The sequence below is a fragment of the Streptomyces griseoviridis genome (genome assembly GCF_005222485.1).
Classification (GTDB): domain Bacteria; phylum Actinomycetota; class Actinomycetes; order Streptomycetales; family Streptomycetaceae; genus Streptomyces; species Streptomyces hintoniae.
In genome coordinates, this window is sequence record NZ_CP029078.1 from 8,838,898 (window position 1) to 8,862,673 (window position 23,776).

At 73.4% G+C, this 23,776-nt stretch carries 19 protein-coding genes and 1 pseudogene; 10 read left to right on the plus strand and 10 right to left on the minus strand.

Going from position 1 to position 23,776, the window contains the following annotated elements:
* Positions 1-10 precede the first annotated feature (10 nt).
* Both DDJ31_RS38135 and DDJ31_RS38140 read right to left on the minus strand, forming a co-directional pair.
* On the minus strand, positions 11-1,474 hold the full coding sequence (locus DDJ31_RS38135) for an APC family permease (protein ID WP_127175868.1): 1,464 nt from the start codon (positions 1,472-1,474) through the stop codon (positions 11-13).
* Positions 1,468-2,271, minus strand: a complete 804-nt coding sequence (locus DDJ31_RS38140; protein WP_127175867.1) for a carbon-nitrogen hydrolase family protein — start codon at positions 2,269-2,271, stop codon at positions 1,468-1,470. The genes DDJ31_RS38135 and DDJ31_RS38140 overlap by 7 nt, the downstream gene beginning before the upstream one ends.
* A 154-nt stretch (positions 2,272-2,425) precedes the next feature.
* Between DDJ31_RS38140 and DDJ31_RS38145 the strand changes: the two genes are divergently transcribed.
* The 4 genes from DDJ31_RS38145 to DDJ31_RS38160 all read left to right on the plus strand — a co-directional run bounded on the left by DDJ31_RS38145 (position 2,426) and on the right by DDJ31_RS38160 (position 6,247).
* Complete coding sequence (locus DDJ31_RS38145) at positions 2,426-3,223, plus strand: FadR/GntR family transcriptional regulator (protein WP_127175866.1); 798 nt, start codon at positions 2,426-2,428, stop codon at positions 3,221-3,223.
* A 397-nt stretch (positions 3,224-3,620) separates the two neighbouring features.
* Positions 3,621-4,526, plus strand: a complete 906-nt coding sequence (locus tag DDJ31_RS38150) for a LysR family transcriptional regulator (protein WP_127175865.1) — start codon at positions 3,621-3,623, stop codon at positions 4,524-4,526.
* Positions 4,527-4,613: 87 nt separating this feature from the next.
* Positions 4,614-5,183, plus strand: coding sequence for a cysteine dioxygenase family protein (locus tag DDJ31_RS38155; RefSeq protein ID WP_127175864.1), 570 nt, complete (start codon positions 4,614-4,616; stop codon positions 5,181-5,183).
* On the plus strand, positions 5,183-6,247 hold the full coding sequence (locus DDJ31_RS38160; protein ID WP_127175863.1) for a YeiH family protein: 1,065 nt from the start codon (positions 5,183-5,185) through the stop codon (positions 6,245-6,247). The genes DDJ31_RS38155 and DDJ31_RS38160 overlap by 1 nt, the downstream gene beginning before the upstream one ends.
* Positions 6,248-6,361: 114 nt before the next feature.
* Here the strand turns inward: DDJ31_RS38160 and DDJ31_RS39960 are convergent.
* The 3 genes and pseudogenes from DDJ31_RS39960 to DDJ31_RS38175 all read right to left on the minus strand — a co-directional run.
* A pseudogene (locus DDJ31_RS39960) lies at positions 6,362-6,643 on the minus strand (SAM-dependent methyltransferase); the annotation flags it as partial.
* A gap of 286 nt (positions 6,644-6,929) precedes the next feature.
* Positions 6,930-7,127: a hypothetical protein gene (locus DDJ31_RS38170; protein WP_127175862.1), complete on the minus strand. Its 198-nt coding sequence runs from the start codon at positions 7,125-7,127 to the stop codon at positions 6,930-6,932.
* Between the two features lie 201 nt (positions 7,128-7,328).
* Positions 7,329-8,819 carry an FG-GAP-like repeat-containing protein gene (locus DDJ31_RS38175; RefSeq protein WP_127175861.1) on the minus strand — a complete coding sequence of 497 codons (1,491 nt, stop codon included), beginning with the start codon at positions 8,817-8,819 and terminating at the stop codon, positions 7,329-7,331.
* 634 nt (positions 8,820-9,453) lie between these two features.
* Between DDJ31_RS38175 and DDJ31_RS38180 the strand changes: the two genes are divergently transcribed.
* Positions 9,454-9,663 carry a hypothetical protein gene (locus DDJ31_RS38180; RefSeq protein ID WP_127175860.1) on the plus strand — a complete coding sequence of 70 codons (210 nt, stop codon included), beginning with the start codon at positions 9,454-9,456 and terminating at the stop codon, positions 9,661-9,663.
* Positions 9,660-10,409 (plus strand): restriction endonuclease, encoded by a 750-nt coding sequence (locus DDJ31_RS38185; RefSeq protein ID WP_127175859.1) that lies wholly within the window; start codon positions 9,660-9,662, stop codon positions 10,407-10,409. Before DDJ31_RS38180 ends, DDJ31_RS38185 begins: the two co-directional genes overlap by 4 nt.
* 144 nt (positions 10,410-10,553) lie before the next feature.
* Here DDJ31_RS38185 and DDJ31_RS38190 read toward each other — a convergent pair whose 3' ends face one another.
* Positions 10,554-11,111 (minus strand): hypothetical protein, encoded by a 558-nt coding sequence (locus DDJ31_RS38190; RefSeq protein WP_240677922.1) that lies wholly within the window; start codon positions 11,109-11,111, stop codon positions 10,554-10,556.
* A 502-nt stretch (positions 11,112-11,613) separates the two neighbouring features.
* On the opposite strand from DDJ31_RS38190, the gene DDJ31_RS38195 reads away from it, so the two are divergent.
* Positions 11,614-15,141, plus strand: coding sequence for a DUF4132 domain-containing protein (locus DDJ31_RS38195; protein WP_240677921.1), 3,528 nt, complete (start codon positions 11,614-11,616; stop codon positions 15,139-15,141).
* A gap of 66 nt (positions 15,142-15,207) precedes the next feature.
* Here DDJ31_RS38195 and DDJ31_RS38200 read toward each other — a convergent pair whose 3' ends face one another.
* Entirely contained in the window at positions 15,208-15,978 is a 771-nt protein-coding gene (locus DDJ31_RS38200) for a methyltransferase domain-containing protein (protein ID WP_127175858.1), read from the minus strand.
* 219 nt (positions 15,979-16,197) lie between these two features.
* On the opposite strand from DDJ31_RS38200, the gene DDJ31_RS38205 reads away from it, so the two are divergent.
* The gene (locus tag DDJ31_RS38205; RefSeq protein ID WP_127175857.1) at positions 16,198-16,692 is read left to right on the plus strand and encodes a hypothetical protein; all 495 of its coding nucleotides are present in this window, start codon (positions 16,198-16,200) and stop codon (positions 16,690-16,692) included.
* Between the two features lie 102 nt (positions 16,693-16,794).
* Here the strand turns inward: DDJ31_RS38205 and DDJ31_RS38210 are convergent, their stop codons facing one another.
* A complete protein-coding gene (locus DDJ31_RS38210) occupies positions 16,795-17,772 on the minus strand; it encodes an SDR family NAD(P)-dependent oxidoreductase (protein ID WP_127175856.1) in 978 nt (325 codons plus the stop codon).
* Positions 17,773-17,830: 58 nt separating this feature from the next.
* Here DDJ31_RS38210 and DDJ31_RS38215 point away from each other — a divergent pair, with 58 nt between their 5' ends.
* Both DDJ31_RS38215 and DDJ31_RS38220 read left to right on the plus strand, forming a co-directional pair.
* On the plus strand, positions 17,831-18,499 hold the full coding sequence (locus tag DDJ31_RS38215; RefSeq protein WP_127175855.1) for a TetR family transcriptional regulator: 669 nt from the start codon (positions 17,831-17,833) through the stop codon (positions 18,497-18,499).
* Positions 18,500-19,084: 585 nt separating this feature from the next.
* A complete protein-coding gene (locus DDJ31_RS38220) occupies positions 19,085-21,760 on the plus strand; it encodes a LuxR C-terminal-related transcriptional regulator (protein ID WP_240678352.1) in 2,676 nt (891 codons plus the stop codon).
* Positions 21,761-21,860: 100 nt separating this feature from the next.
* Here DDJ31_RS38220 and DDJ31_RS38225 read toward each other — a convergent pair whose 3' ends face one another.
* Positions 21,861-22,280, minus strand: a complete 420-nt coding sequence (locus DDJ31_RS38225; RefSeq protein ID WP_127175853.1) for an SHOCT domain-containing protein — start codon at positions 22,278-22,280, stop codon at positions 21,861-21,863.
* Between the two features lie 20 nt (positions 22,281-22,300).
* Positions 22,301-23,716: a DUF2252 domain-containing protein gene (locus DDJ31_RS38230; RefSeq protein ID WP_127175852.1), complete on the minus strand. Its 1,416-nt coding sequence runs from the start codon at positions 23,714-23,716 to the stop codon at positions 22,301-22,303.
* Between the last annotated feature and the right edge of the window lie 60 nt (positions 23,717-23,776).

A 23,776-nucleotide genomic window follows, 5' to 3' on the forward strand; every position in this document is an offset into this window, starting at 1 on the left:
CGCGCCCGGGTCAGCCGCGCGGGACGACCCGGACCTCCTCGCCGCGCGGCGCCGCCCCGCGCGGCCCGTACAGGCAGCCCGCCGCCAGCGCGGCGAACGGGATCAGGGCCAGGATCACGCTCAGCACCAGCCCGCCGCCGGTGACGAGGGTGAAGTTGACCAGCACGAGCCACATCCCGACGAGCAGCCCGACCACCGCGAGCACGGGGGCGATCCGGGTCTGCCAGACGCGCCCCCTGACCGTCTCCGGGTGGCGCGCGAAGAACACCAGCACCGCCACCGACGTGATCAGCATCAGGACGACCATGCCGACCGTGGCGATGCCCGCCATGGAACCGAACACCCCGACGAGCGGATCCAGCCGCAGCAGCGCGCACCCGACGACCAGCACCAGCGCCGTGACGCTCTGGAGCACCGACGACGCGGACGGCGAGCGGTGCCGGTCGTGGACCGCGCCGAGCCGGGCCGGCAGCAGCCCCTGGCGGGAGAGGGTGAAGGTGTAGCGGGCGATCACGTTGTGGAAGGACAGCACGCACGCGAACAGGCTGCTGAGCAGCAGGACCTGCATCACGTCGCGCAGGGTGGTGCCGACGTACGCCTGCGCGGTGTCCATCAGCATGTTGCCGTCGCCGTCCACGGTGCGCTGCGCCACCGCCGCCGCGTCCCCGGTGCCGGCCGCCAGGACCAGGGCCCAGCACGAGAGCGTGTAGAAGCCGCCGATGATCAGCACGGCCAGATAGGTGGCCCGGGGGATGGTCCGCTCGGGGTCGCGGGCCTCGTCGCGGAAGACGGCCGTCGCCTCGAAGCCGATGAACCCGGTGAGCGCGAAGAGGACGGCGATGCCGAGCGGACCGGAGAGCGCCGCGTGCGGGGTGAAGGGCTCGGCGGTGATGCCGTGCGCCCCGCCGCGCGCGAAGACCACCGCGTCGAGCACCACGACCACGGCGATCTCGAGGACCAGCGCCACCCCGAGCACCTTCGAGCTCAGCTCGATGTGCCGGTAGCCGAGGAAGGCGACGACGGCGACCGCGCCCAGCGCCCACACCCACCAGGGCAGGGTGCCCAGGCCGAAGGCGCCCAGCGCGTCGTTGAAGGCCCAGCCGAGATAGCCGTACACGCCGACCTGGATGGCGGTGTAGGCGACGAGCGCGACCGCCGCCGTCCCCACGCCCGTCCGGTCGCCGAGGCCCCGGGTGGCGTAGGCGTAGAAGGCGCCGGCCTGCGGCACGTGCGGCGTCATGGTGACGAACCCGACGGCGAAGACGAGCAGGATCAGCGACGCGAGCGCGAAGCCGACGGGTGCGCCCGCGCCGGGACCGCCCGCGATGGCGAGCGGCACATTGCCGCCGACCACGGTCAGGGGCGCCGCCGCCGCGATGACCATGAACACGATCGACCCGGTGCCGAGACGGCCCGCGAGCCGCGGGGACGCCTGGTGGGAGAGGGGCTGCTGAGAACTGGATTCGGTCACCATGAGCGGTCCTCGGGAGCGGGGGAGAGGGGTGAGTAGAGCTGCGGGCGCCGGTCGTCGAGGTACGGGTTCGCGGCGCGGGCCGCCGCCACCACCTCAGGATCGACATCGCCGTAGAGCAGCCGGGTGCCGTCCTCGGCCCGGTCGAGCACCTCCGCGGACGGCGCGACGATGCAGCTGCGGCCGACGTAGGTGAGCGAGCCCTCGACGCCGACGTGGTTGACGTAGGCCACATAGACCTGGTTCTCCCAGGCCCGCACCCGCAGCACCTGGTCGGCGACGAAGGCGTACGGCTCCATCTGCGCCGTCGGGACGGCGACGAGGTCGGCCCCGGCGACCGCCGCGGCCCGCACGCTCTCGGGGAACTCGACGTCGTAGCAGATCAGCAGGGCGATGCGGAGGCCGTTGAACTCGACGAGGGAGGTCGCCCGGTCGCCCGCGGTGAAGTAGCGGCGGTCCAGCTCGCCGAAGAGGTGGCTCTTGCGGTGGCTGCCCAGTACCTCGCCGTCGGGGTCGATGAAGAAGGCGCTGTTGTAGTAGACGCCGTCGTCGTGCTCGGGCGCCCCCACGACCAGGGCGAGGCCGTGGCGCCTGGCCAGCTCCCTGACCGGGCCGACGAGGTCGGCGCGGGCCAGCGCGCGCACCTGGTCACCGATGTCGTAGCCGGTGACGAACAGCTCGGTGGTGATGAGCAGTTCGGCTCCCTCGGCGCGGGCCCGCGCGCAGGCGGCGTCCAGCTCGCGCAGGTTGGCCTCGACGTCACCGGGGGTACCGGCGGTCTGCAGTCCGGAGATCTTCATCAGTGCCTTCGGATCGTACGGAGCGGGGGCGAATCCCGGCCATCAAAACATGCTCACTTTGAGCAGGTAAAGGGTTCGGGCTGATCCGCCCCACCGGCACCCCCGTTTCGGCACACCCCGCGGAGCGGTCCACCGACGCCAGTAGGCTGAACCGATGGAACCCGAGGCCCGGACCGCCGCGGCGCACCCGCTCAGCAGCGACCGCCTGACGGCGATCCGGCGCACCAGCGCCCTGGACACCGTCAGGGCGCGGATATCCCTCGCCGTCGATCTGGGCCTGCTCGCCCCCGGCGAGCGCCTCCCGAACGTCCCGGACACCGCGCGGGCGCTCGGCGTCGGCGAGATCACCGTCCGCCGCGCCTTCGGCGCGCTGGAGCGCGAGGGCGTCGTCCAGCGCAGACCGGGACGCAACGGCGGCACCTTCATCGCCGACCGGCCCCGCCACCACACCGTCGCCGAGACGGCCGCCTACCGCGAGGACAGCGCCCGGGTGCGGCGCCTCATCGACGAACGGACCGTCCTGGAGGCGGGTTTCGGCCACCTCGCGGCCCTGCGCGTCGACGACGGGACGCTCGCGGACCTCGACCGCGCCGTCGCCGCCATGGACGACGCGACGACCTGGGCGGAGTTCCACGCCGCCGACCGCCGCTTCCACACGGCGGTGGCGCGCGGCGCGGGGCTGCCGGACGCCTGCGCGATGTACGAGCGGGTCACCGGCGAGCTGTACCGCTACTTCCTGCCCTACTCCATGGACTACCTGCGGCGCAGCAACCAGGAGCACAAGGACATCAGAGCCGCGCTCGCGGCCCACGACGCGCCGCTCGCCGCGCGGCTGCTGAGCGCCCACGCGGCCGAGCTGCACCGCACGATGTACATGGGCCTCAGCGACCGCGCGGCCATGGCGGAGGAGCCGGACAGGAGTGCGCGGACGAGCCCGGAACTGGGAGCCTGAGCCGGTCGGCCGGTCGGCCGGTCGGCCGGTCGGTCGGTCGGCCGGTCGGCCGGTCGGGCAACGGCGACGACGCGGCGCACGCGCGGCCCGGTGCTCCGGTGAGACTCCGTGCCCTGGGCCGGTCCTTCTTCGGTCATGGCACCGGCGGGCTGTGGCCTGGTGACGTCCGCGCCAGTGGGACCAGTCGGGGCGACGGTCGGCTGCGTCGGCCCCGGACCGGCCCCGGACCGGCCCCGGCTGTGTCCTGGCCGCCTCCGCCCGTACGCCGGACCTCCCTGGCGCCCCGTACGCCGGATGTCCCTGGCGCCCCGCAACGCCGGATGTCCCCGGCGCCCCGCTTCCGGCACCCCAAAACCTGCTTATGATCCACGTCGGGACACCCCGCTATGCTGACCCGGTGTTCGATTCGAGGCACATCAAGAGCTTCCACGAAGTGGTGCGCACCGGGTCCTACTCCGCCGCCGCGCGCTCCCTGGGATACACCCAGCCGGCGATCACCCAGCAGATGAAGGCCCTCGAACGCGACGTCGGCACCCCCCTCTTCACTCGCGCCGGACGCGGCCTGCGGCTCACCGAGGCGGGGGAGACTCTGTCCCGGCACGCCGCCGCCATCCTCGACACGATGAGCGCCGCCCAGCAGCAGATGACCGCGCTGACCCGGCTGCACAGCGGGCGGGTGCGGCTCTGCGCGTTCCCCAGCGCCAACGCCACCCTCGTCCCCGAGACCCTCTCCCGCCTCGCCTCCGGGCACCCCGGGGTACGCGTCGAGCTGAGCGAGGAGGAGCCCCCGGAGTCCCTCCAGCGCCTGGTGCGCGGGGAGTGCGACATCGCGTTGGCCTTCACCTACCCGGGACTTGAGGAGGAGGTTCCGGACGAGGTGCTGGAGATCCCCCTGCTGGAGGACCAGCTTCTCGTCCTCCTGCCGACCCGGCACCCGCTCACCCGCCGCCGCACCGTCGGCCTCGCCGAACTGGCCGAGGAACGCTGGATCGCCGGCTGTCTGCGCTGCCGCGTCAACTTCCTCCACGAGTGCGCTGAGCAGGGCTTCGCCCCCGACATCGCCTTCACCACCGACGACAACCTGGTGGTGCAGAGCCTCGTCGCGGAGGGCCTCGGCATCGCGATGATGCCCGGCCTCGTCCTGAACTTCCTGCGCCACGAACAGGTCACCGGCCGGGCCCTGGCCCCCGCCTCCAAGCGGCAGGTCTCCGCGTACGTCCTGAAGGAGCACCTGCGGATACCGGCGACCGCCCTGGTCCTGGACGAACTCCGGACGGTGGCCTCCCACAAGATCGGCTGCTGAACCCCGCGCTTTCCATAAGCGGAATTTGGGGAACGGCGTACGAATCGCTGTTGGACGTGATGGATCGGGCGGCCGCACGCTGCCCGTATGACCACGACTTCGACCGCCGTCACGGCCGCGCGCACGACCGCCCGCCTGGACGCCCTCGTCGCCTCGGTGCGCGAAGCCGTGGGCCGGGGACTGCCGCCGGACCTCACCGCCTACCTCGTGGGGGAGCGCCTCGCCCCGCACCTGGGCGCGGACGACCTCCTCACCCCCGAGCAGCGGGAACCCGACCCCTCCCGCTACCGCCAGCACCTCCTGCACGCCGAGCACGACGGCAGCTTCTCGATCGTCGCCCTGGTCTGGCTGCCCGGCCAGGAGACCTCCGTCCACGACCACATCTCCTGGTGCACCACCGGGGTCCACGCCGGCGAGGAGCGCGAACGCCGCTACCGGCTGGTCCCCGCGACGGAGGGCGCCCGCGCGCACCTCGTCGCGACCGAGGACGTCGTCAACCCGCAGGGCGCGGTGTGCGGCTTCGCCCCGCCCGGCGACATCCACCGGGTCCGCAACGCCTGCGACGACCTCGCGATATCGCTCCACGTCTACGGTGCGGACATCGCCCGCATCGGCTCCAGCGTGCGCCGCGTGTACGAACTCCCGGCCGACCGCTGATGGCCCTGCTGCGGGAACGCCCGACCCGCCACCGGCTGTTCGCCGCCACCCCCGCCACCCCTGCAGCCCCGCGCAAGCTGCCCGGCCTGACCCTGGCCGCGCTGGGCGTGGCCGCCGCCTGGGGAATCCACCGGCTCGTCCCGGCCGTCCCGATGCTGACGGCGGCCGTGGTCCTCGGCATCGCCGTCGCCCACCTCCCGTTCGCGCAGACGGCGGTACGAGGCGCGGCCCGCCCCGGCCTCACCTTCGCCGGGAAGCGGCTGATGCGCGTCGGCGTGGTGCTGCTCGGCCTCAAGCTCAGCCTGGACGACGTGCTCGGCATCGGCTGGGCGACGGTGGCGATGGTGCTCGGGGTGGTCGCCGCGACCTTCTTCGGCACCTGGTGGCTGGGCCGGAAGATGGGCCTGCCCGGCGACCAGCCCCTCCTGATCGCCACGGGCTACTCGATCTGCGGGGCGTCAGCGATCGGCGCGGTGAGCGAGGCAGGCGGCAGCGACGAACGCGATACGGCCACCTCGGTCGCCCTCGTCACCCTCTGCGGAACGCTCGCCATCGCTGTACTCCCGCTGCTGCACGGGCCGTTGGGGCTGACGGACGCCGAGTTCGGCCGGTGGGTCGGGGCGAGCGTGCACGACGTCGGCCAGGTCGTGGCGACGGCGCAGACGGCGGGCCCGGGAGCACTGGGCGAGGCGGTCCTGGTGAAGCTGATGCGGGTGGCGCTGCTCGCGCCGCTGGTGGCCGCCGTCGCCCTGTCCGTCCGCAGGCGCCGACGCGGGTCCTGGCCGGCCGACGAGGACCAGAAGCGCCCGCCGGTCGTGCCGCTCTTCGTGGTGGGCTTCCTGGCGGCGGTGGCGCTGCGGAGCACGGGATGGCTGCCGGGCGTCGCCCTCGACGTGGCGCAGCACGCGCAGGAACTGCTGCTGGCCGCGGCCCTGTTCGGCCTGGGCAGCGCCGTCCACCTGCCGTCGCTGACCCGGACGGGGGGCAAGGTGGCGGGGCTCGGGCTGTGCGCGTGGGTGGTGGTGGCGGGAGTGTCGTACGGGGGCGTGCTGTTGACCGCGTGAACGTGCGGGGCGCGGCTCGCGGGGCAGGGGCGGCTGGGGCTCCGGGCGGCGCGGGTCCGGCCGGTGCCAAGGCGTCGGAGGCCCGGCTTCCCCCCCCGCCGGAGTCGAGCCGAACACCGCCGGGGGGCGATCCGGGCCGACGCCGCGGTAGTTGGCGACGGTGGCACTCTTCGCCGTCGCGCCGTACGCGGCGACCGTGCGGCCCTGCTCACGCGACTGGACCAGCAGCGTGGTGTGCGCCTCGCGGTTCCGCTTCACCTGCACCGCGGAGTTCTCCAGGATCGTTATGTCGACGATCTGGCGCTTGCGCTCCTCGGCGATCAGCGTATCGACGGCCGCCGCCGGCTCCCGACGCGCCTCGCGGGCGACGGCGCAGCACACCTCGCCGCCGTGCACCGGAGGGCGCTCGACGCCGACGAGTTCGAAGCCGAACCCGCGCGCGGCGGCCCGTACGGACGATCTTCACCCGGACGCCCTTGCCCGTGGCCGGCTCGGACACGTCCCGGGACGGGTCACGCCCAGGTGCCGGACGCCCTGTTCGGCGTCGGCCCTGAGCATGACCCCGTCGTTGCAGCCGATCTCCAGCACGAAGGTCCTCCGGCTTGCGAAGGATCAGCTCAGGACACGAAGTCTCGCTGGAGTACCAGGACCGCGACCCGCCGCGTGATCCGAAGGGCAGACCCTAGTCGTCCCCGTCGGACGACGTCGTGCCGATGCCTCGCCGCTGCCTCTTCGCCGAGCCGCGCACCAGCGCGCTCACGCCGAGCGTCATGGCCGCCACGACGCGCACCCAGCGAGGCCCACCGCGGTCGGCCCACACCACGCACACGCATCCCCCGACGACCAGCGCCAGGACCCCGACCAGCAGAGCGATGCCCATTTCTCCCCCACGTCCACGTCAACTCACGGTCACCGTGATCGTCTCACGGGTGGCACGGGTTCCCGGCAGGCCAACGGCCGCCGCACGCAACCCCGGTCACGGGTGGCACGGGCTTCCGGCGGGTCAACGGCCGCCGCACGCGCTCCGGTCACGGGTGGCACGGGCTCCCCGTGGGTCAACGACTCCCGCACGCGCCCCGGTTCACTCGTCGACCGCCGCGCCGAAGTGCGCGTCGCCGCCCGGCGCGGCCAGGGAGCCCCCGCCGTAGCTCCACGAGCCGCGGGCCACGATGCCGTCGGCCGTCGCGGGCAGCAGCCAGGCCACGCCGTCGCCGGTGTTCTCGCCCGGCGCGGTGGCCAGCAGTTCGCCGCGGCCGTCGCGGTCCGTGTCGACGAGCCTGACCTGTCCGCCGAAGCGGTCGTCCTTCTCCACCGTGCCCGGGACGTCCGCGGACCCCTGGTTGAAGGAGACCGCGCCCGTCGCCGTCAGGCCCCGGGCCGTGCCGCGCAGCACCACCACGGCACCCGCGTCCCGCACCGTGCCGATGTCCTCGCCCGGGACGCCGACGGCCAGGTCGGTGTGGCCGTCGCCGTCGACGTCGGCCAGCGACACATCGGCCCCGAAGGCGTCGCCGAGTTCCGCGGTGCCCGGGACGCCGGGGCTGTACTGCGCCCACACCTGGGCGGGCGTGCCGAGATCGTCGAGGTCCTGGAAAGTGTTCGCGCTGCCCAGGTAGACGAGGACGGTCCCGCCGGTGAGCGGTTCGTAGATGTCCTCGGGACGGTCGGGCCTGCCGAAGACCAGGTCGTCGTACCCGTCGTTGTCGATGTCCCCCGAGGCGGTGGCCGGGCCGCCGGGCAGGTCCCGCGCGTAACGGAGCCCGTCCGCACCGCCGTTGTACACGGCCGCCCGTCCGCTGCCGTCCTCCTCCAGGCTGCGGCCCGACACCACCAGGTCGGCGTAGCCGTCCGCGTCGTAGTCGCCCGTGGTCAGCGACGCCGGCTCGATCCGCTCGTCGCCCGGTGCGACGTCGGTGTCGACGCGGCCCGTCGCCTTGAGGATTCCGGCGCTCCAGGTGAACAGGTCAGCGCCCCGCCGGTCGGCCACCGCGAGGACGTCGCCGGGGGTGGCGCCGGTCAGCCGGGCCGCCGCCACCGACAGCCCGAACCGGTCGCCCGCCCTGGGCGTGGCCGCCCCGAAGGTGACGCTGCGGGCCGCGCCGAGTCCCGTGCGGGAGCCGAAGAGGACGGTCGCCCGGCCCGCGTCCTGCACGGCACCGACGTCCTCGCCCGGCGCGGCCACGATCGCGTCGTCGTAGCCGTCGCCGTCGAGGTCCCCGGTGGCCACGGCACTGCCGAAGCCGTCGCCGGCCTCGGCGGTCCCGGGGACGCCGGGGGTGTCCTGGCCGAAGACGGCGGTGCGCCCGGCGCGCGCGCCGGTGGCCGTGCCGATGCCGCGCGCCGCCCCGTACTGGACGGTGACGTAACCGGCCCCCTCGCGCGTGCCGTCGGTGCCGGTCGGCGCCCCGATCAGGACGTCGTCGTAGCCGTCGCCGTCGAAGTCGCTGTTGCGGTCGACGGCGCGCGTCCCGCCGGGCGTGCCCGCGTAGGCGCCGGGGGCCGCGGTGATGGCCGCGCCCGCCAGTATCAGGAAGGAGGCGGCGGCGATCACCGCGGACTGTCTCTGCGTCATGGTCTGTTTCCTCAGAAGTCGCTCAGCTGGTGCCTGCGCCCCGTTGGACCTCCGAGAGACGGCAAGAGTTGTAACCGGCCGCGCGCCGCCCGGAGTTCACGCCCGGCGGATCCGTCACGGCCGTCCCAGCGCCCGGTACTCCCAGCCGACCGCTCGCCAGCGCGCCGCGTCGAGCGGTCCAGAGGGAGGTGACGGTCATCAGCAAGCGCGGGCTTCCGCGCGGACGCCGGGCCGAAGTGCCGCCCGGGGAAGGGCCGTTCGGTGAGGGGCCGGCCGGGGGCGAGTCGCTCTGCCGTCCGCCGCGCCGGGCGGGAGAGCGGCCCGCTGGGCGCGCCCCCAGCCGTAGGAGGCCAGGACGGCGTCCCGGTTGGACATCGGCGGACGGTAATGGAGCCGGTCGCGGGCCTTGTCGATGCTGACGGAGAAGTCCGCGAGCTGGTGCCCTCGATGACGATCGACCGTAAAGGCCGGCGGTTGATCCACTGCACGGTATTCGGCCAGATCCGATGGGTTTGTGCCATTGGTCGGCGACCGGCCGTCCCCGCCGCCGAGTCACCGCTACACAGGAGGACCGGGGTGGCGTCCGACCGCCGCCCCGGACGACATGGCCGGTCGGTGGGGGAGGTCTGGACGGTTGCTGACCATCAACGTGGCGGTGCTGCTCGCGGTCATCGTGGTCTGGAGGCTGAGACGGCGCACGGAGGCCCGCAGCCGGGTCGACGAGAGGCTGACCGTCGTCATCGTCCTGGCGCTGGGTGTGGTGATCGCACCCACCCCGGCGGGCCAGGGAATCCTGCACAAGATCGAGGAGTTGGCGAGCGGCGTCACCCGGGGCAGCCGATGAGCCCCCGCACCCGCGGGCGCCGGACGACGTACCGCAGACGCCCGCCCGCCCGACGTCGCGCACCGGCCCGCCGTCACCCCTACGGACGCGTCGGCCGCAGGCAGCGCGCGAACGACCGGCTGGTCGGCGCACTCCTGGCCGCTGTTCTGGCCGTCGCCGCGGTCCTGGCCGTCGTCAACTGGCTGCTGACGCACTGGTGGGTGCTCGTGGCCCTCGGCATACTCGCGGTGTCGGCAGGCGCGGCCCTGCTGCACCACAGACGGCAGCAGGCCCGGTGGGAGGCGGTGCGCGTGCGGGGCCTGCGCTACGCGCTGCCGCACCTGGACGGCCTCCACCACGCCCGGTTCGAGGACGCGGTGCGGGAGTTGATGCGCCGGGACGGCTGCGCGGACGCGGTCAGAGTCGGAGGCGGCGGCGACCTGGGCGCCGACGTCAAGGCCACCGACCCGTTCGGGCGGCTCTGGGTGATCCAGTGCAAGCACCGCCGCGACGGCCTGGCCGGCTCCGCCGTCGGCACGCCCGACCTCCAGGTTCTCAACGGCACGGCCCGGCAGGTCCACGGCGCGGACATCGCGGTGATCGTGACGAACGGCCGGGTCACCGCACCGGCCGTGGCCTTCGCGAAGCAGCAGCGCCTGCACGTCGTCGACCGCCACACCCTGGGAACGTGGGCGTCGGGCACACACCCGCTGTGGGAACTGCTGCGATCCGTCCCGCCCCCACGGAGACCGACCGCCCGCTCCTGAACGGCGAGGACCCGGCGGGACGTTCTCCGGGCGCGGGATGGGTCGGCTTGGGATGCGGCCCGTCGTCGAAGAACACGCTGTGCCCCGGCCCGCCGGTCGGCCGAAGGCGGCGCCGGCCGTTCCCTGGCCGCCGATATCGCCGTGCTACCGGGAGCGCCGGGGTGCGGCGGTGAGGGCCAACAGCGCCCACACCTGCCGCCCTTCAGAGGTCACTTCCGTGCCGCAACTGTCCGTGCCGAAGTCGCGCAGCGCGGGCAGAACCGTCTCGGCAAGCGGTGCGCCGGGCGCGGCGGCCTGATGACTGAACCCCAGGATCAGGGCCCTGTCGTCCTGCTCGGACAGGTGCACGCTGACCCGCCGACCGCCGTCCTCGACGACCGTTTCGACCACCAGACGCACCACGTCGTCGAGATGCCGCGGTGTCACGAACCCCCAGGCGGCGAGACGGCCCGCGACCTCTCTGGCCGCCTTGGCCGCCACCCAGGGCCGCGCCTCGAGGGACCAGGAGGCGCCGCGCCGGTTCCTCATGACGGGATGGCCGACGCGTCCGGCGCGCTGCGGTACGGGCAGGCCCGCGAGGAGTTCACTCCGGGGCGGCTCCGGAGGCGGCGGGCTCGGCGGTTTCTTCGGGGGAGGCGGTGTCCTGGGCGGATAGTCCGGCCGGGGCTTGATCGCCTCGGGCTCGGTGTACGGCATCTCCATGACGGCCCTCCAGAATCGACTACTCATCGTAGAGGCCCTGTTCACACTCTGATGAGATTCGCCGAGAATGCCGCGATGAAAGCAGCCACGTCCGGCCTGTCTCGAAAGAGTGAGTCACCCGTGCGCCGTTGACCTGCGTCGACCGGGCCCGTCGCGACGGGCCGGCGGGTGCCGGGGCCGACCGCGACCGTGCCTCGCCCCGGTCGGCTGACGACGTCCTCGATCGCGGAGGCGACGACATCGGCGCCGGTGTGAGCGGCGCCCCCACGACGCCGCCGCCGACCGCCGGAACTCCCGCCCCCGGTCCCTGAACTGCCCTCCCTGCCCCTGAACTCCCCTTCCCCGCCTCTGAACTGGCCTTTTCCGTCCCCGAACCGCGGTCGAAGGCCGTTGTCAGTGGTCCCGTCTACTGTGAATTCCGAAGATCAGCCGCGTCGCACGCGGGCTCATCACAGGAGTGCCGACGCGCGTCGGCGCGGATCCGAGGAACGGGGCGAAGGCCGTGCAGGAGACGGAAGACCAGAGGTACGCGTCGGTGGACGCCGGCCACGCGCCGCGGACGGCGGTCACCGCACACGCCGAGGGCGCACCACCCGACGAGGACACCTTCACGCTGCCCGCCGCCTGGCGGCACAGGCTCCGCCCGCGCTGGGGCGGCATCGCCTCCTACGTCCACCACCCGCACGACGCCGCCCTCGACTCCTGGGAGCGGCGCCTCGCGACGGCGAAGGAGAAACTGGCCGACATACTCGCCGGCCGGGCCACCCCGGACATCGACCCCGAACTGGCAGCCGCCGCACGCCGCTTCCTGGACGGCACGGCCGACCCGGTCGGCGCCGCGGTGCTGGCCGTCGCCAGCGATCGCGGGAGGCTGATCTACGACGAGGTCGTCGACGCCTGGCACCTGCGGCACGGGCGGGTCTTCGCGGCCCGCGCCACCGTGGAGCTGTTCGCGATCGACCACGAGGACGACTACGACAGGACCACCCGACTCGCCGTCCTGCCCGAAGACGGCCGCTCGCCCCGCCTGTGGCTGCGCCGGGGCGCCGCCGACCGCACACGGGCGCTGCTGTCGACGGCAGGCGAGCCCCAGTACCGCGAAGTGGTCGCGGCGCTGGCCGCGCACCGAGGCGATGCCCGACGCCGCATCGTGGTGTCGTACCTGGCCCCGGACGAGACCGACTGGGTCGCGGAGTGCTGCGCGGACCCGGGGGAGAGCGGCCGGGAGGACCGTGTCGTACGGGCCATGCTGTTCGAGTCTCTGAACGACGAGAAGCAGCTGCGCTCACTGCTGCGCGAGGGCGGGGTGTCCGCCCACGACGGCAGTCTTGAGACCGCGGCCACCGTCGCCGAGGGCGTCGGTCCCGCCGTCGCCGCGCTCATCGCGCTGATCTGGCGACACCGCACCCCGACGGGCGGCGCGTCGGCGGAGGAACTGGCGAGCGTCCTGGTCGAACTGCCGACGGACGAGGCGTTCGAGCTGCTGATGGCGCACGCCGACGACAAGGAGGCCCGCCCGGCGCTGCTGGAGGCGGCCCGCCGGTACCCGGTACGCGCGGCACGCCTGCTCGCGGGCCGGGCGGCGCCCGCGCAGGGCCGCAACTCCTTCCTGCTCGACCAGTTGCTGACCGCGCATGTCGCCACGCACGGCGAGCTGCTGGAGCCGCGCCTCGCCCAGCTCCCGCCAGGACCCGCGGCCCGGATAAGGCGGTTGCTGCATCCCACCGTCCCCGACGCGCCCGCCGACACGCTGCCCGCCCTCCTGGTGAGCCCGCCATGGACCAGCGGGCGGACCTCCCCTGAACCGAGAACCGTCAAGGGACTCGTCGCCGACGAGGAGATCCGGATGCGGTGGCGTCCGGATGAGCGCGAGGCGTGGGCCGCCGTCGAGGAGCCCGAACGGCGGGCGCGACGCGGGCAGCAGGAGCCGTTCCCCGACGCCCGAACCGTCGAGGAGCGGTTCGGGCACCTCGACAACTACCGCCTGGCGGCCCTGTTCGCCGACGGCCCCGACACCTACCGTCCGCTGCTGGCCCGGTGGACTCCCGACAACATGTGGACCCTCGTGGACGAGCTGAAGCCGGTGGCCGCCCGCTGGGAGGAGGACGCGCTGCCCCCGCTGCTGCACGCGGCGGTCCAGCAGCCCACGGCCGGCGAACTGCTCCTGCCCTACCGGCAGGTAGCGGTCGCGCGGCTGATGGCCGACTGGCACGTCCGGTTGAAGTCCACGAGGGCCACCACCCGCGCCTGGTTCGCCCGGCACGGCACCGACGCCGCCTCGCTCCTGGTGCCGGACGCGGCCGGCCCGGCGGGCCCCGCCCGCCACAACGCCGAGCACGCGCTGCGGTCACTGGCCGCCACCCACGGCAAGGACGCCGTCCTCGACGCGGCCGCCGCGCACGGACCGGAGGCGGTCGACGTCATCCGGGACCTGCTGTCGGCCGACCGTCTCGAACTCGCCCTGCCGTCACGGATACCGGCCCCCGCCGCCTGGGCGGCCCCCCGGCTGCTGCCGCGCGTGCTGCTGCGCGAGGGCACCTCGGCACTCCCGGACGACTCCGTACGGCATCTCCTCACCATGCTGGCGATCTCCAAGCCGGGCGCGGTCTACACGGGCGTGCAGACGGTGCAGGAGACCACCGATCCCGCATCGCTGGCCTCCTTCGCCTGGGCCCTGTTCGAGCAGTGGCGGGTGTCCGGGATGCCCGCCAAGGAGAGCTGGGCGCTGCACGCCCTGGGATGGCTCGGCGACGACGACACCGCGCGCCGACTGGCACCGATCGTCCGGCTCTGGCCCGGCGAGGGATTGCACCAGCGGGCCGTGGAAGGGCTTGACGTCCTCGCGGCCATCGGCAGCGACGTGGCGCTGACGCACTTGCACGGGGTGTCCCAGCGGGTGAAGTTCAAGGCACTCAGGACACGCGCCCAGGAGAGGATCGAACAGGTGGCGGCCGACCGGGGCCTTCCCCCCGAGGAACTGGCCGACCTGCTGGTGCCCGACCTCGGCCTGGACGCGGACTGCTCGACGGTCGTGGACTACGGACCCCGACGCTTCACCGTGGGCTTCGACGACCAGCTACGGCCGTACGTCCTCGACCAGAACGGCAAGCGCCGCAAGGACCTGCCCAAGCCGGACGCCCGCGACGACGACGAACTGGCCTCGACGGAACGCAAGCGGTTCACGGCCCTGAAGAAGGACGTGCGGACGGTGGCCGCCGACCAGGTGCGCCGCCTGGAGAGCGCGATGGTGACGGGCCGCGCCTGGACGACCGACGCCTTCCGCGAACGGTTCGTCTCCCACCCCCTGCTGTCGCGGCTGACGCGGCGCCTGGTCTGGCTGTGCGTCCCGGCAGACCCTGCGGAGAGAGCGCCGCACGAGCCAGTGGCCACCACGGGCGCGGGCGTGGCCACGGCCATGGCTGCGGTTGCCGACGCCGCTGCGGTGACACCGTTCCGGGTGCGGAAGGACCGCACGTTCACCGACGTCCACGACCAGGAGTTCACCCTCCCGGAGGACGCCACGGTACGGCTGGCGCATCCGCTCCACCTCGGTGAGCACGTGACGGACTGGCAGAACCTGCTGGCCGCCGAAGCGATCACACAGCCCTTCCCGCAACTCGCGCGCGCCGTGCACCGGCTCACGGACGACGAGGCGGCCGGCGACCGGCTGGAGCGCTTCGAGAACCTCACCGTGCCGACCACCGCACTGCTCGGCCTGGAACGACGCGGCTGGGAGCGCGACGAGCCGATGTTCGGGGGTCTGCAGTGCCAGCTGGCCAAGCGGGTCGCGAAGAACCGCTGGATCGTCGTCAGCCCGTCGGAGGGGTTCACGATCGGCGCCGTCGACGTCACTGGAGACCAGTCACTTGAGTACGTGGGCCTGTCCGACCAGCCCAGCGCATGGAGCCCACGGGGAGAGCCGGCCCACCTCACCTTCGCCGAACTCGACCAAGTGACGGCATCCGAACTGCTCGCCGACCTCACGGAGCTGACGGCGACACACACCACGCGTGAGGAGGGGACCAACTGAGGGAGGAGGGCCGGGGGGCCACGACGCTCCGCCCCCCGCACCCGAGACCCAGCCCCCAACCCGCTCTCAACGGGAGCAGACCACCGTGACGAGGGTGAAAGAGGCGAAGAAGGGTCCGTCGGAGAGGGCGGCGAACCATCGGCGACCGCGCGTCGCGTCGATGTGACCGTCCCTTATGGCGCGCTCCATGTTGCGGCAGAGTCCGAGCGTGTGATCGGCGTCGTGGAAGTCGAGGAAGACCGGGGTCGTGGCCCGCACCGTCTCGACGACGAAGCCGGTCTGCCGCGCGAGCCGGGCGAGGCCGCGCCCGATGGTGGCGTGCCGGACGACCTCGGAGGTGGTGTAGCGGGTGAACGCGCGGCTCGTGTCGAGATCCGAGGCGTCGACCACGAGGGTGTCCCAGTCCGGCTCGGCCAGGGCGATCCGGGCGCCTGGCCGGGTGACCGCGCGGAGCTGCTCCAGCACCTTGGGCGGATCGGCGACATGCATGAGGACCCGGTCGACCTTGGCCCGGTCCACGGTGCCGGGCCGGACCGGGAGGGCATGGGCGTCCGCCGCGCTGATCCGCACGGTCGGCAGACCGCTGGTGCGACGGCGCGCCTCGGCGAGCATCGCCGGGTCACGATCGACGCCGATCACCGTGCCGTTCACCCCGACCCGTTCGGCGAGCGAGGGAAGATCGGTGCCTGGCCCGCACCCCACATCCAGCGCGGTCTGACCGGGACGGACGTCCAACAGCTCCAGCAGCTCCCGCTTGTACCCCCGGCCGGCGCCGGCCGCGGCTCGCAGCATGTAGGTGGCCTGATCAGGTCGCGGTGCGCCGAGAGTCGTTGACATCGGGGAAGTGAAACACGCCCCGGGCGCTGTGGGCAGCGCGATTCAAGGACGGCTTCCCGCGCACCTGTTGGGGGTGCCCCGCGCCATGATGCGGACTCCCAACGCCCCATGGGCCGCACGGCTTTCGGCGGACGGCTCGCGGCCCGGGGCGTGGTCCCATCGAGCGAGCCCAGGGCCGGGAGGCGCGGGGTGTGCGTCGTTCGGGGAACCGATGACTCCATGAGTAGTCATCGTGATGAACCGGACAGCGCGCATCGACGTCCGCCGGGTGTCTCGGACGCGGTCGTGGAGGCACTGGGCGCGCTGTCGAAGGCGCTGGAGACGACCGAACGCGCCCGCGGCCACCTGTACTCCTTCCACCAGCTGACCGGCGGCGCCGACCTCGAGCTTGACCTCGCCGTGGGACTGCTGCGCGAGGCCGGTCACCCCGAGTGGGCGGAGCGGGTGCGCGGGGAGATCCTGGGCCGCAACGTCATTCCCGGGCGCTGGACCTTCCAGATCGTCGAGGAGTACAACGCCACCTACTACGAGCCGTTCAAGGACATCGAGGACCGGGTCCGCCGCGAACTGGCCGAGGGCCGCGACCATCTGTACGAAGCGGAGCTGAAAGAGCGGCGCCGCACGGACGGCCACCCAGACCACACCGCCAGGCCCGGCGCCGTCCCCGGGACAGCGGCCGAAGGCGGCGCGGACGGTCGCCCCGAGCGCGCCTGACCCCCGTCGCCACCAGGGGTGACCCGCGTCGTCGTCGAGCGGGCGTCGCAGTGGCTCCTCGGAGACTGCGCCCGGCCAAGGGGGCGGGACACCTGAGAATCGTCAGAGCACGTCGTCCTCGGGGAACTCCGGCGGATAGTTCTCGGTGGAGTCCGCGGACCGTCCGACGGCGCTCCACTTCTCGTCCTGGGCCAGCAGTCGCCGGTCCAGTGCGATGGACCCCTCCGACGCCGTCACGCCGAGCGCGAGGTTGGTCGGGATGTCGTGGCGCTTCGCGATCCGGACCAGGATCTCCGCCGCGCGTACCGGGTCGCCCGCCGGGCCTTCGGTGCTCTGCCGGATCCGTCGGTTGATCGCGCCGACGGTGCCCTCGTACGCCTCGGGTACCTCGTGCACGGTCATCGAGGAGCCGGCCCAATCGGTGCGGAACCCGCTCGGTTCGACGACCAGGACCTTGACCCCGAACGGCGCGGTCTCCGCGCGCAGCACCCGGCTGAAGCCGTCGATCGCGAACTTCGCCGCCTGGTACGAGGCGATGCCCGGGGAGCCACCGACGCGACCGCCCATGGAGGAGAACTGGACGACCAGGCCGCCGCCCTGCTCGCGCAGCAGGGGGATCGCCGCCTTGGTGACGTTGTAGACGCCCCAGAAGTTCGTCTCGAACTGGGCGCGGAAGTCGTCCTCGGCGGTGGTCTCGATGGGGGAGACGTTGGCGTACCCGGCGTTGTTGACCAGCACGTCGATCCGTCCGAAGCGTTTCCGGGCCTCCTCCAGCGCCGCCCTCGCGGCCCCGGGGTCGGTCACGTCGAGCGCGATCGGGGCGATCCGGTCGCCGAACTCGGCCACCAGGTCGTCGAGTTGCTCGGGTCGTCGGGCCGTCGCCGCCACGGTGTCGCCCGCGTCGAGCGCGGCGCGGACCAGGGCGCGGCCGAAGCCGCGGGAGGAGCCCGTGACGAACCAGGTCTGCCGTGCGGTGCCGGCCGTGTCCCCCGTCGCTCCGCTCGGTGCGTCTTCCGGCGTGCCGTTCGGCGTGCCTTGCGTCGTGTCTTCTGTCGTGTCTTCGGGCGTGTTCTTCGTCATGCTTTTAGTGCAACACGGTTGCGGTAATAGTGCAACTTGGTTGCGCTAACATGGGGCCGTGGACACAACGGACTTCCAGCGCGCCCGGTCCCCGCAGGCCAAGCAGCGGCGGGAGGCCGCCATCCTGGACGCCGCGCGGGCTCTGGGCGCCGAGCGCGGCATCCGGCAGGTCACGCTGACCGACATCGCCGCGACCGTCGGCATGCACAAGTCCGCGCTGCTGCGGTACTTCGAGACGCGGGAGGAGATCTTCCTGCGCCTGACCGCGGCCGACTGGCAGGAGTGGGCGCCGGTCCTGTGCGCCGAGATCGGTCAGGTCCCCGAGGGCGACGCGGCAGGCGTGGCCGCGGCCTTCGCCCGCACCCTCGCGGCCCGCGGCATGTTCTGCGACCTGCTCGCCCAGGCGCCGATGAACCTCGAACGCAACGTCTCGGTCGAGGCGGTGCGCGCGTTCAAGCTGGTGACCCTGACCGCGGTCGACGCGATCGTCACCGCCGTCCGCACCCGGCTGCCGGAGCTGACCGAGGCCGACGGGGTGGACCTGATGGCCGCCGCGACCTCGATGGCAGGCTCGTTCTGGAACATCGCGACCCCCGGCCCGGAGATCGCGGCGCTGTACCGCGCCGATCCGCGCCTGGCGCACGCGATCGTGGACGTCGAGCCACGGCTGGCGCGCATCCTGGCGGCGATGCTGGAGGGGGTCGTCGCGCGGCGACGGGCGCGGTAGCGGGTGGTGGAGCGGCCGGCCCCTCCCTGAGCGGCCGGCCCCTCCCTGGCGTGCGGCCTCTCCCCGGGCGCGGCCTCTCCCCGGCGCGCGGCCCCTCTCCAGGCGTGCGGCCCCCCAGGTGCCCGACGCCCCGCCCTCGCCTCCCGCCCTCGCCCCGCCCCTCACCCGACCCCGTCCCGCCCCCTGCACTCTGCGCTGGGGCGTGCGCCCCGCACGCTGTAACGTCGACATAGGGACATGAAAGGCGGCGCATCGCCCCCGGCACGCGCGTGTGCCCAGGTGCGCGTGCGGGTCCAGGCGCGGGGCTGTGCCCAGTCGCGCTCGCGTACGCCGGCGTGCGGCTGTGCCCAGGCACGCCACTGTGCCTCACGCGCCGCTCGCAACCGAGCCACGGCGGCCAGGATGGTCCACACACCAGTACCGCGCCCCCCGCCCCGCGCGTCACGCGATGGCCGCGCCCTGTCGACCGCGGGTGAGCCGATTCTGTCCACCCGGTTCGACGTTCCCCCGGTCCCGCCGACCTTTGTCCGTAGAGGGCGGCTCCTGGAGCGGCTGGCGGACGGGGTGGCCGGGCCGTTGACGCTGGTGACCGGTCCCGCGGGGGCGGGCAAGACCCTGTGTGTCGCGGACTGGATCACCTCCACGCCGGTGCCGTGGCCCACCGTGTGGCTCACGATGGAACAGGGCGACACGTCCCCCGGCGCGTTCTGGGCGTATGTGATCGAGGCCATGCGCCATCACGGAGTCCCCACGCCCCCGGGCGTCGGGAACCCGACCCGCGCCGACGACATCGGCTCCCTGTCGCCGGCCCGTCTCGCCGCGCATCTGAACGGACGCGCCGGTCCCGTTCTCCTCGTGCTGGACGAGTTCGACCGGGCGTCCTCCCGGGAGGTCGCCGAGCAGGTGGAGTTCGTGCTGCGGCACGCCGGCCGGGGCCTGCGGCTGGTGCTGATCAGCCGCTCGGACCCGCTCCTGCCCCTGCATCGGTGGCGCGCGGCCGACGAGATCACGGAGATCCGCGCCCCCGACCTGGCGTTCCGTCCCGAGGAGACCAGCGCCCTCCTGCTGCGCCACGGCCTGAACCCCACGAACGAGACGGTGCGACGGCTGGCCGGGCGCACCGAGGGGTGGGCGGCCGGGACACGGCTGTACGCCCTGGCCATGACGCGGAGCGACGATCCGGAGAGGTGCCTCGCCGACTTCGACCCGGGACACGGCAGCGTCGCCGATTTCCTGCTCGCGGAGGTGCTGGCCGGGCAGTCGGCCGAGGCCCAGGAACTGCTGCTGAGGGCGAGCGTGCTGACGCAGGTCCACCCCGGTCTGGCCGACGCGCTGACCGGCGGCCGGCGTGCCGAGGGCATCTTGGCGGAACTGGAACGGGCGAACGCCTTCGTGACCACCGTCGGGCGCTCCCGCTACCGCATCCATCCGCTGTTCGCGCAGGCCCTGCGGGCCCGGCTGCGCGACCGGCGGCCCGGTCTCGAACGGGAACTGCGGCACACGGCGGCCCGGTGGCTCTCCGAGGCCGGACACCTGGACGACGCCCTGCCCCAGGCCGCCGCCGCGGGCGACTGGGAGTGCGCCGCCGACCTCTTCGTCGGCTCACTCGCCGTCGGACGGCTGCTCACGGACATCGACCCCGAGAGCCTGGACGCCGACCTGGCGCGCATGCCCCCTGACCTTCCTGGCGCGGCCCCCAGCCTGGTGCGGGCGGCCCGCCGTCTCGCACGGTACGACGTCGCCGCAGGGGTCGTTCATCTGCGGCGGGCGGAGGCGGAAATGCGGCGGGCGGAGGCGGAACTGCGGCGGCCCCAGAACGACGTGGCCGCGCGACTGACGCTGGCCCTGCTGCGTGTCCTGGCGAGCAGGCTGCTCGGCTCGGCGGACATGGCCGAAGCCGCCGCCCTGACCGCCGAGAGACTCGGACGCCTCCTGCCGGCCGAGCGGATGGCCGGCCACCCCGAACTGCCCGCCCTGCTGCTGTCCGACCTCGGCGCCGCCCAACTGTGGGCCGGACGCCTTGACTTCGCGAGGAGAACTCTCTCGGCGGCGGTCGACCTCCCTGACCTTCCGGCGACAGCGGGCCCTCGGTACGAGGCCCTGGGCCGGATCGCGCTGATCGACTCGCTGCGCGGCCGGTACGGCGAAGCGGACGAGTCCGCCCGTGCCGCCACGCTCGTCGCCGAGCGAGCCGGTCTGCCGGTGGGCCGCCGCAGTGGTGTCGTCGCTCTCGTCCTCGCCGGTATCGCCGTCGAGCGTGACCAACTCGGCGCCGCACGGGCCCACTTGCGTCGAGCGGGCGCGTCGGCCGGGGCCGGAGGCGACCCGGTCGTCGCGTCGGGCATCGCGCTACTGAACTCCCGTCTTCTGCTCGCCGAAGGCGATCCGAGGGCCGCCCTGCGGGCGCTGTCCGAGGCCGACGGCCGCTCTCCCGCAGGGGTCCGCTCGCCCTGGGTGAATGAGCGCACGGCGCTGGCCGAAGCCACGGCGGACCTGGTGGGCGGAGATCCCGGGGCGGCGCTCCGGGCGCTGGACGCGACCACCGCCCGCAGCCCGGAGTGCGCCGCCGACAGAACGAGGTGCGCCGGCGACAGAACGGAGCGCGCCCCAGACAGCCCGGGATGCGCGGTCCTCAGCCCGGAGTGCGCCGTCGTCGCGGCCCGCGCGCACCTCGCGCTGGGGGATCACGCGTCCGCGCTCGCCCTCCTCGCCTCCCACCCCGTCGCGCCGGATGGGGGCCCCGCGCTCGTGGTGCGTGCCGTGCTGGCGCGAGCGGAGGTCGCGGAACGGCTCGGGGACACCCGGACGGCGCGGCACCTGGCCGTGCGCGCCCTCGATCTCGCCCGGCCCGAACAGCTGCGCCGCCCGTTCCTGGAGGCCGGCCCCTGGCTCGGCCGGGCCCTGCGCGGAAGCCGGATGCCGGCCGACGGCTGGCTCCCCGCGGCGACCGACGTCGCCCACCGCCGCGTCGGACAGCCCGACCCCGCCCGCCCTACCGAACCCGGCGCCGCCCGCCCTACCGAACCCGGCGCCGTCGGCCGCGCCGACGCCGTCCGTGCCGTCGTCGTCGAACCGCTCAGCAGGCGAGAGTGCGATGTCCTGCGGCAGGTGGCTCAGCTGAAGTCGACCGAGGAAGTCGCCGACGACCTGTTCCTGTCCGTCAACACAGTCAAGTCCCACCTCAAGAGCATCTTCCGCAAACTGGGCGCCAACCGCCGGGGAGAAGCCGTGCGCCGCGCCCAGGAACTGGACCTGCTCTGACTCCCCGTGTCAGCCTCTGTCTCCCCGTGCCAGCAAGGGCACTCCCGTGTCCCCGTACCGCCGCGGCTTTCCCTCCGCCGTCGGGACAGAGGACGGGCCCTCAGTGCAGAATCCTCTCCTTCGCGTGCGCGTACTCCGCCTCCGAGATGTCTCCGTGGGCCTTGAGATCGGCGAGCTTGGCCAGCTCGTCGAGGTCCCTCGGCGTCGTCCCAGAGGGTGCGCCGGTCCGGGCGGCGGACGCGGACATCGCCTGGCGCAGCTCCGCGTCCCTGCGTGCCTCGCGTTCGCCCATCGCGCCGCCACGGGCGAGGACGTAGACGAACACGCCGAGGAAGGGCAGGCACAGCACGCAGATGAGCCAGAGTGCCTTCTGCGGCCCGCCCATGGTGTGGTCACGGAAGATGTCGGCGACCACCCGGAACAGCAGGATGAACCACATGGTCGCGAGGGTGATGAACAGGACCGTCCAGAAAGCCCCCAGGACGGGGTAGTCGTACGCCAGGAACACAGGGCCGTTCATGACTCGCCTCCGGTCGCTCGTCAGGCCGCTCGGGCGCTGACCCGGCCGGCCGCGACCGAGTCGAGCAGCGCTTGGTGATCGTGTTCGTTCAGGTCGGCGTAGCGCTCGGCGAACCGGGCGAGCGCACGGTCGAAGACGTCACCGCGTCCCAGATAGGAGGCGATGGCGATCCGGTTCCCGGAGCGGGCGTGGGCCCGTGCGAGCGTCCCGCCGCAGACCTCGCCGAACGCCCGCATGGTGCGCGGTACTTGGCGGGAGGGCTGGGCGATGCCCTTCCAGTCGCGCAACTGCCGTACGTAGAAGTCCCGGTCGTGGCCGTCGGGCGCGTGCACGCGTTCCCAGCCGAGGAAGATGTCGCTGGCCGCCTGCATCAACCGCTGCCCCGCGACGACCCGTTGGCCCTGGGAGTCGTACTCGCTCGCGCCCGCGTAGGGGGCGAGGACCGACTCGTCGGCCTCCTTGGCCTGGAGCAGCAGCGGATCGTCGCCGTCCCTGCCGAGCAGCAGGATGATCCAGCAGCGGGTGCCGACACTGCCGACGCCGACCACCTTGCGCGCCATGTCGACCATGGTGAACTGCCGCAGCAGTCGCGCGTGGTCGGTGGAGAGGCTGCGCGCGTACCGCGACACCAGATCGTGGAACGTGTCCTCCAGCCGGCCTCTTTCGGGGGCCGGCAGCAGGTCGGCCGCCCGGACCAGGGTGGGCGGCACGGAGGCGATGCGCCGCTGCCCGTCGACGACCTCGGTGAGCTTCTCGAACGCCTGGAGGCTGTCGCGGGTGCGCGCCTTGTCCATGACGGCCGACAGCCGTCTGCTCTCCCGCCCCGGCAACTGCTCGGCGGCCACCGCCCGCAGCTGTTCGGCGCTGGCCTTCGCGTACCACACGTCGAGGTGGCGCATGGCGGCGTACTCCCGCATCCGCTCGCGGTAGGACCGCACGGCCGCGCGGACGATCGTCGCGCGTTCCGCGCGGCTGAAGCCGTTCTCGCGGCCCGCGATGACCAGGCTGGCGGCGAGCCGTTTGACGTCCCACTCCCACGGTCCCGGCAGGGTCTCGTCGAAGTCGTTGATGTCGAACAGCAGGTGGCGCTCCGGTGAGGCCAGCAGCCTGAAGTTGAGCAGGTGCGCGTCACCGCAGAGCTGGACGCGCAGCCCCGAGTCCGGGGTGGTGGCCAGGTCGCCCGCCATGATCGCGGCGGCGCCCCGGTAGAAGCGGAACGGGGACTCCGACATGCGTCCGTAGCGGATCGGGATCAGGTCCTGGACGCGGCTGGCGGACTGCTTCTCGATGACGTCGACGGGGTCCGTCCGGGTCCCGGAGGGCTCGAAGTCGCCGTGCGCGGAGCGGGGGACCCGGGCCCGCACCGCCTTGCCGAGGGCGGCGCTCTCGTCCGGGGAGAGGCGCTCGTGCGGTGTGGTCGCTCGGTGCGTGGTCACGACAGGACCTCCTCGCCACGCGCCCCGGTACCACCGGGGCACCCACGTCGAACTTCACAC

What these genes read in the sequence shown, in the direction of transcription:
- DDJ31_RS38135 (WP_127175868.1), bottom strand. Translation starts at nt 1,474, where the DNA reads ATGGTGACCGAATCCAGTTCTCAGCAGCCCCTCTCCCACCAGGCGTCC.
- DDJ31_RS38140 (WP_127175867.1), bottom strand. Translation starts at nt 2,271, where the DNA reads ATGAAGATCTCCGGACTGCAGACCGCCGGTACCCCCGGTGACGTCGAG.
- DDJ31_RS38145 (WP_127175866.1), top strand. Translation starts at nt 2,426, where the DNA reads ATGGAACCCGAGGCCCGGACCGCCGCGGCGCACCCGCTCAGCAGCGAC.
- DDJ31_RS38155 (WP_127175864.1), top strand. Translation starts at nt 4,614, where the DNA reads ATGACCACGACTTCGACCGCCGTCACGGCCGCGCGCACGACCGCCCGC.
- DDJ31_RS38160 (WP_127175863.1), top strand. Translation starts at nt 5,183, where the DNA reads ATGGCCCTGCTGCGGGAACGCCCGACCCGCCACCGGCTGTTCGCCGCC.
- DDJ31_RS38170 (WP_127175862.1), bottom strand. Translation starts at nt 7,127, where the DNA reads ATGGGCATCGCTCTGCTGGTCGGGGTCCTGGCGCTGGTCGTCGGGGGA.
- DDJ31_RS38175 (WP_127175861.1), bottom strand. Translation starts at nt 8,819, where the DNA reads ATGACGCAGAGACAGTCCGCGGTGATCGCCGCCGCCTCCTTCCTGATA.
- DDJ31_RS38185 (WP_127175859.1), top strand. Translation starts at nt 9,660, where the DNA reads ATGAGCCCCCGCACCCGCGGGCGCCGGACGACGTACCGCAGACGCCCG.
- DDJ31_RS38190 (WP_240677922.1), bottom strand. Translation starts at nt 11,111, where the DNA reads ATGGAGATGCCGTACACCGAGCCCGAGGCGATCAAGCCCCGGCCGGAC.
- DDJ31_RS38200 (WP_127175858.1), bottom strand. Translation starts at nt 15,978, where the DNA reads ATGTCAACGACTCTCGGCGCACCGCGACCTGATCAGGCCACCTACATG.
- DDJ31_RS38205 (WP_127175857.1), top strand. Translation starts at nt 16,198, where the DNA reads ATGAGTAGTCATCGTGATGAACCGGACAGCGCGCATCGACGTCCGCCG.
- DDJ31_RS38210 (WP_127175856.1), bottom strand. Translation starts at nt 17,772, where the DNA reads ATGACGAAGAACACGCCCGAAGACACGACAGAAGACACGACGCAAGGC.
- DDJ31_RS38225 (WP_127175853.1), bottom strand. Translation starts at nt 22,280, where the DNA reads ATGAACGGCCCTGTGTTCCTGGCGTACGACTACCCCGTCCTGGGGGCT.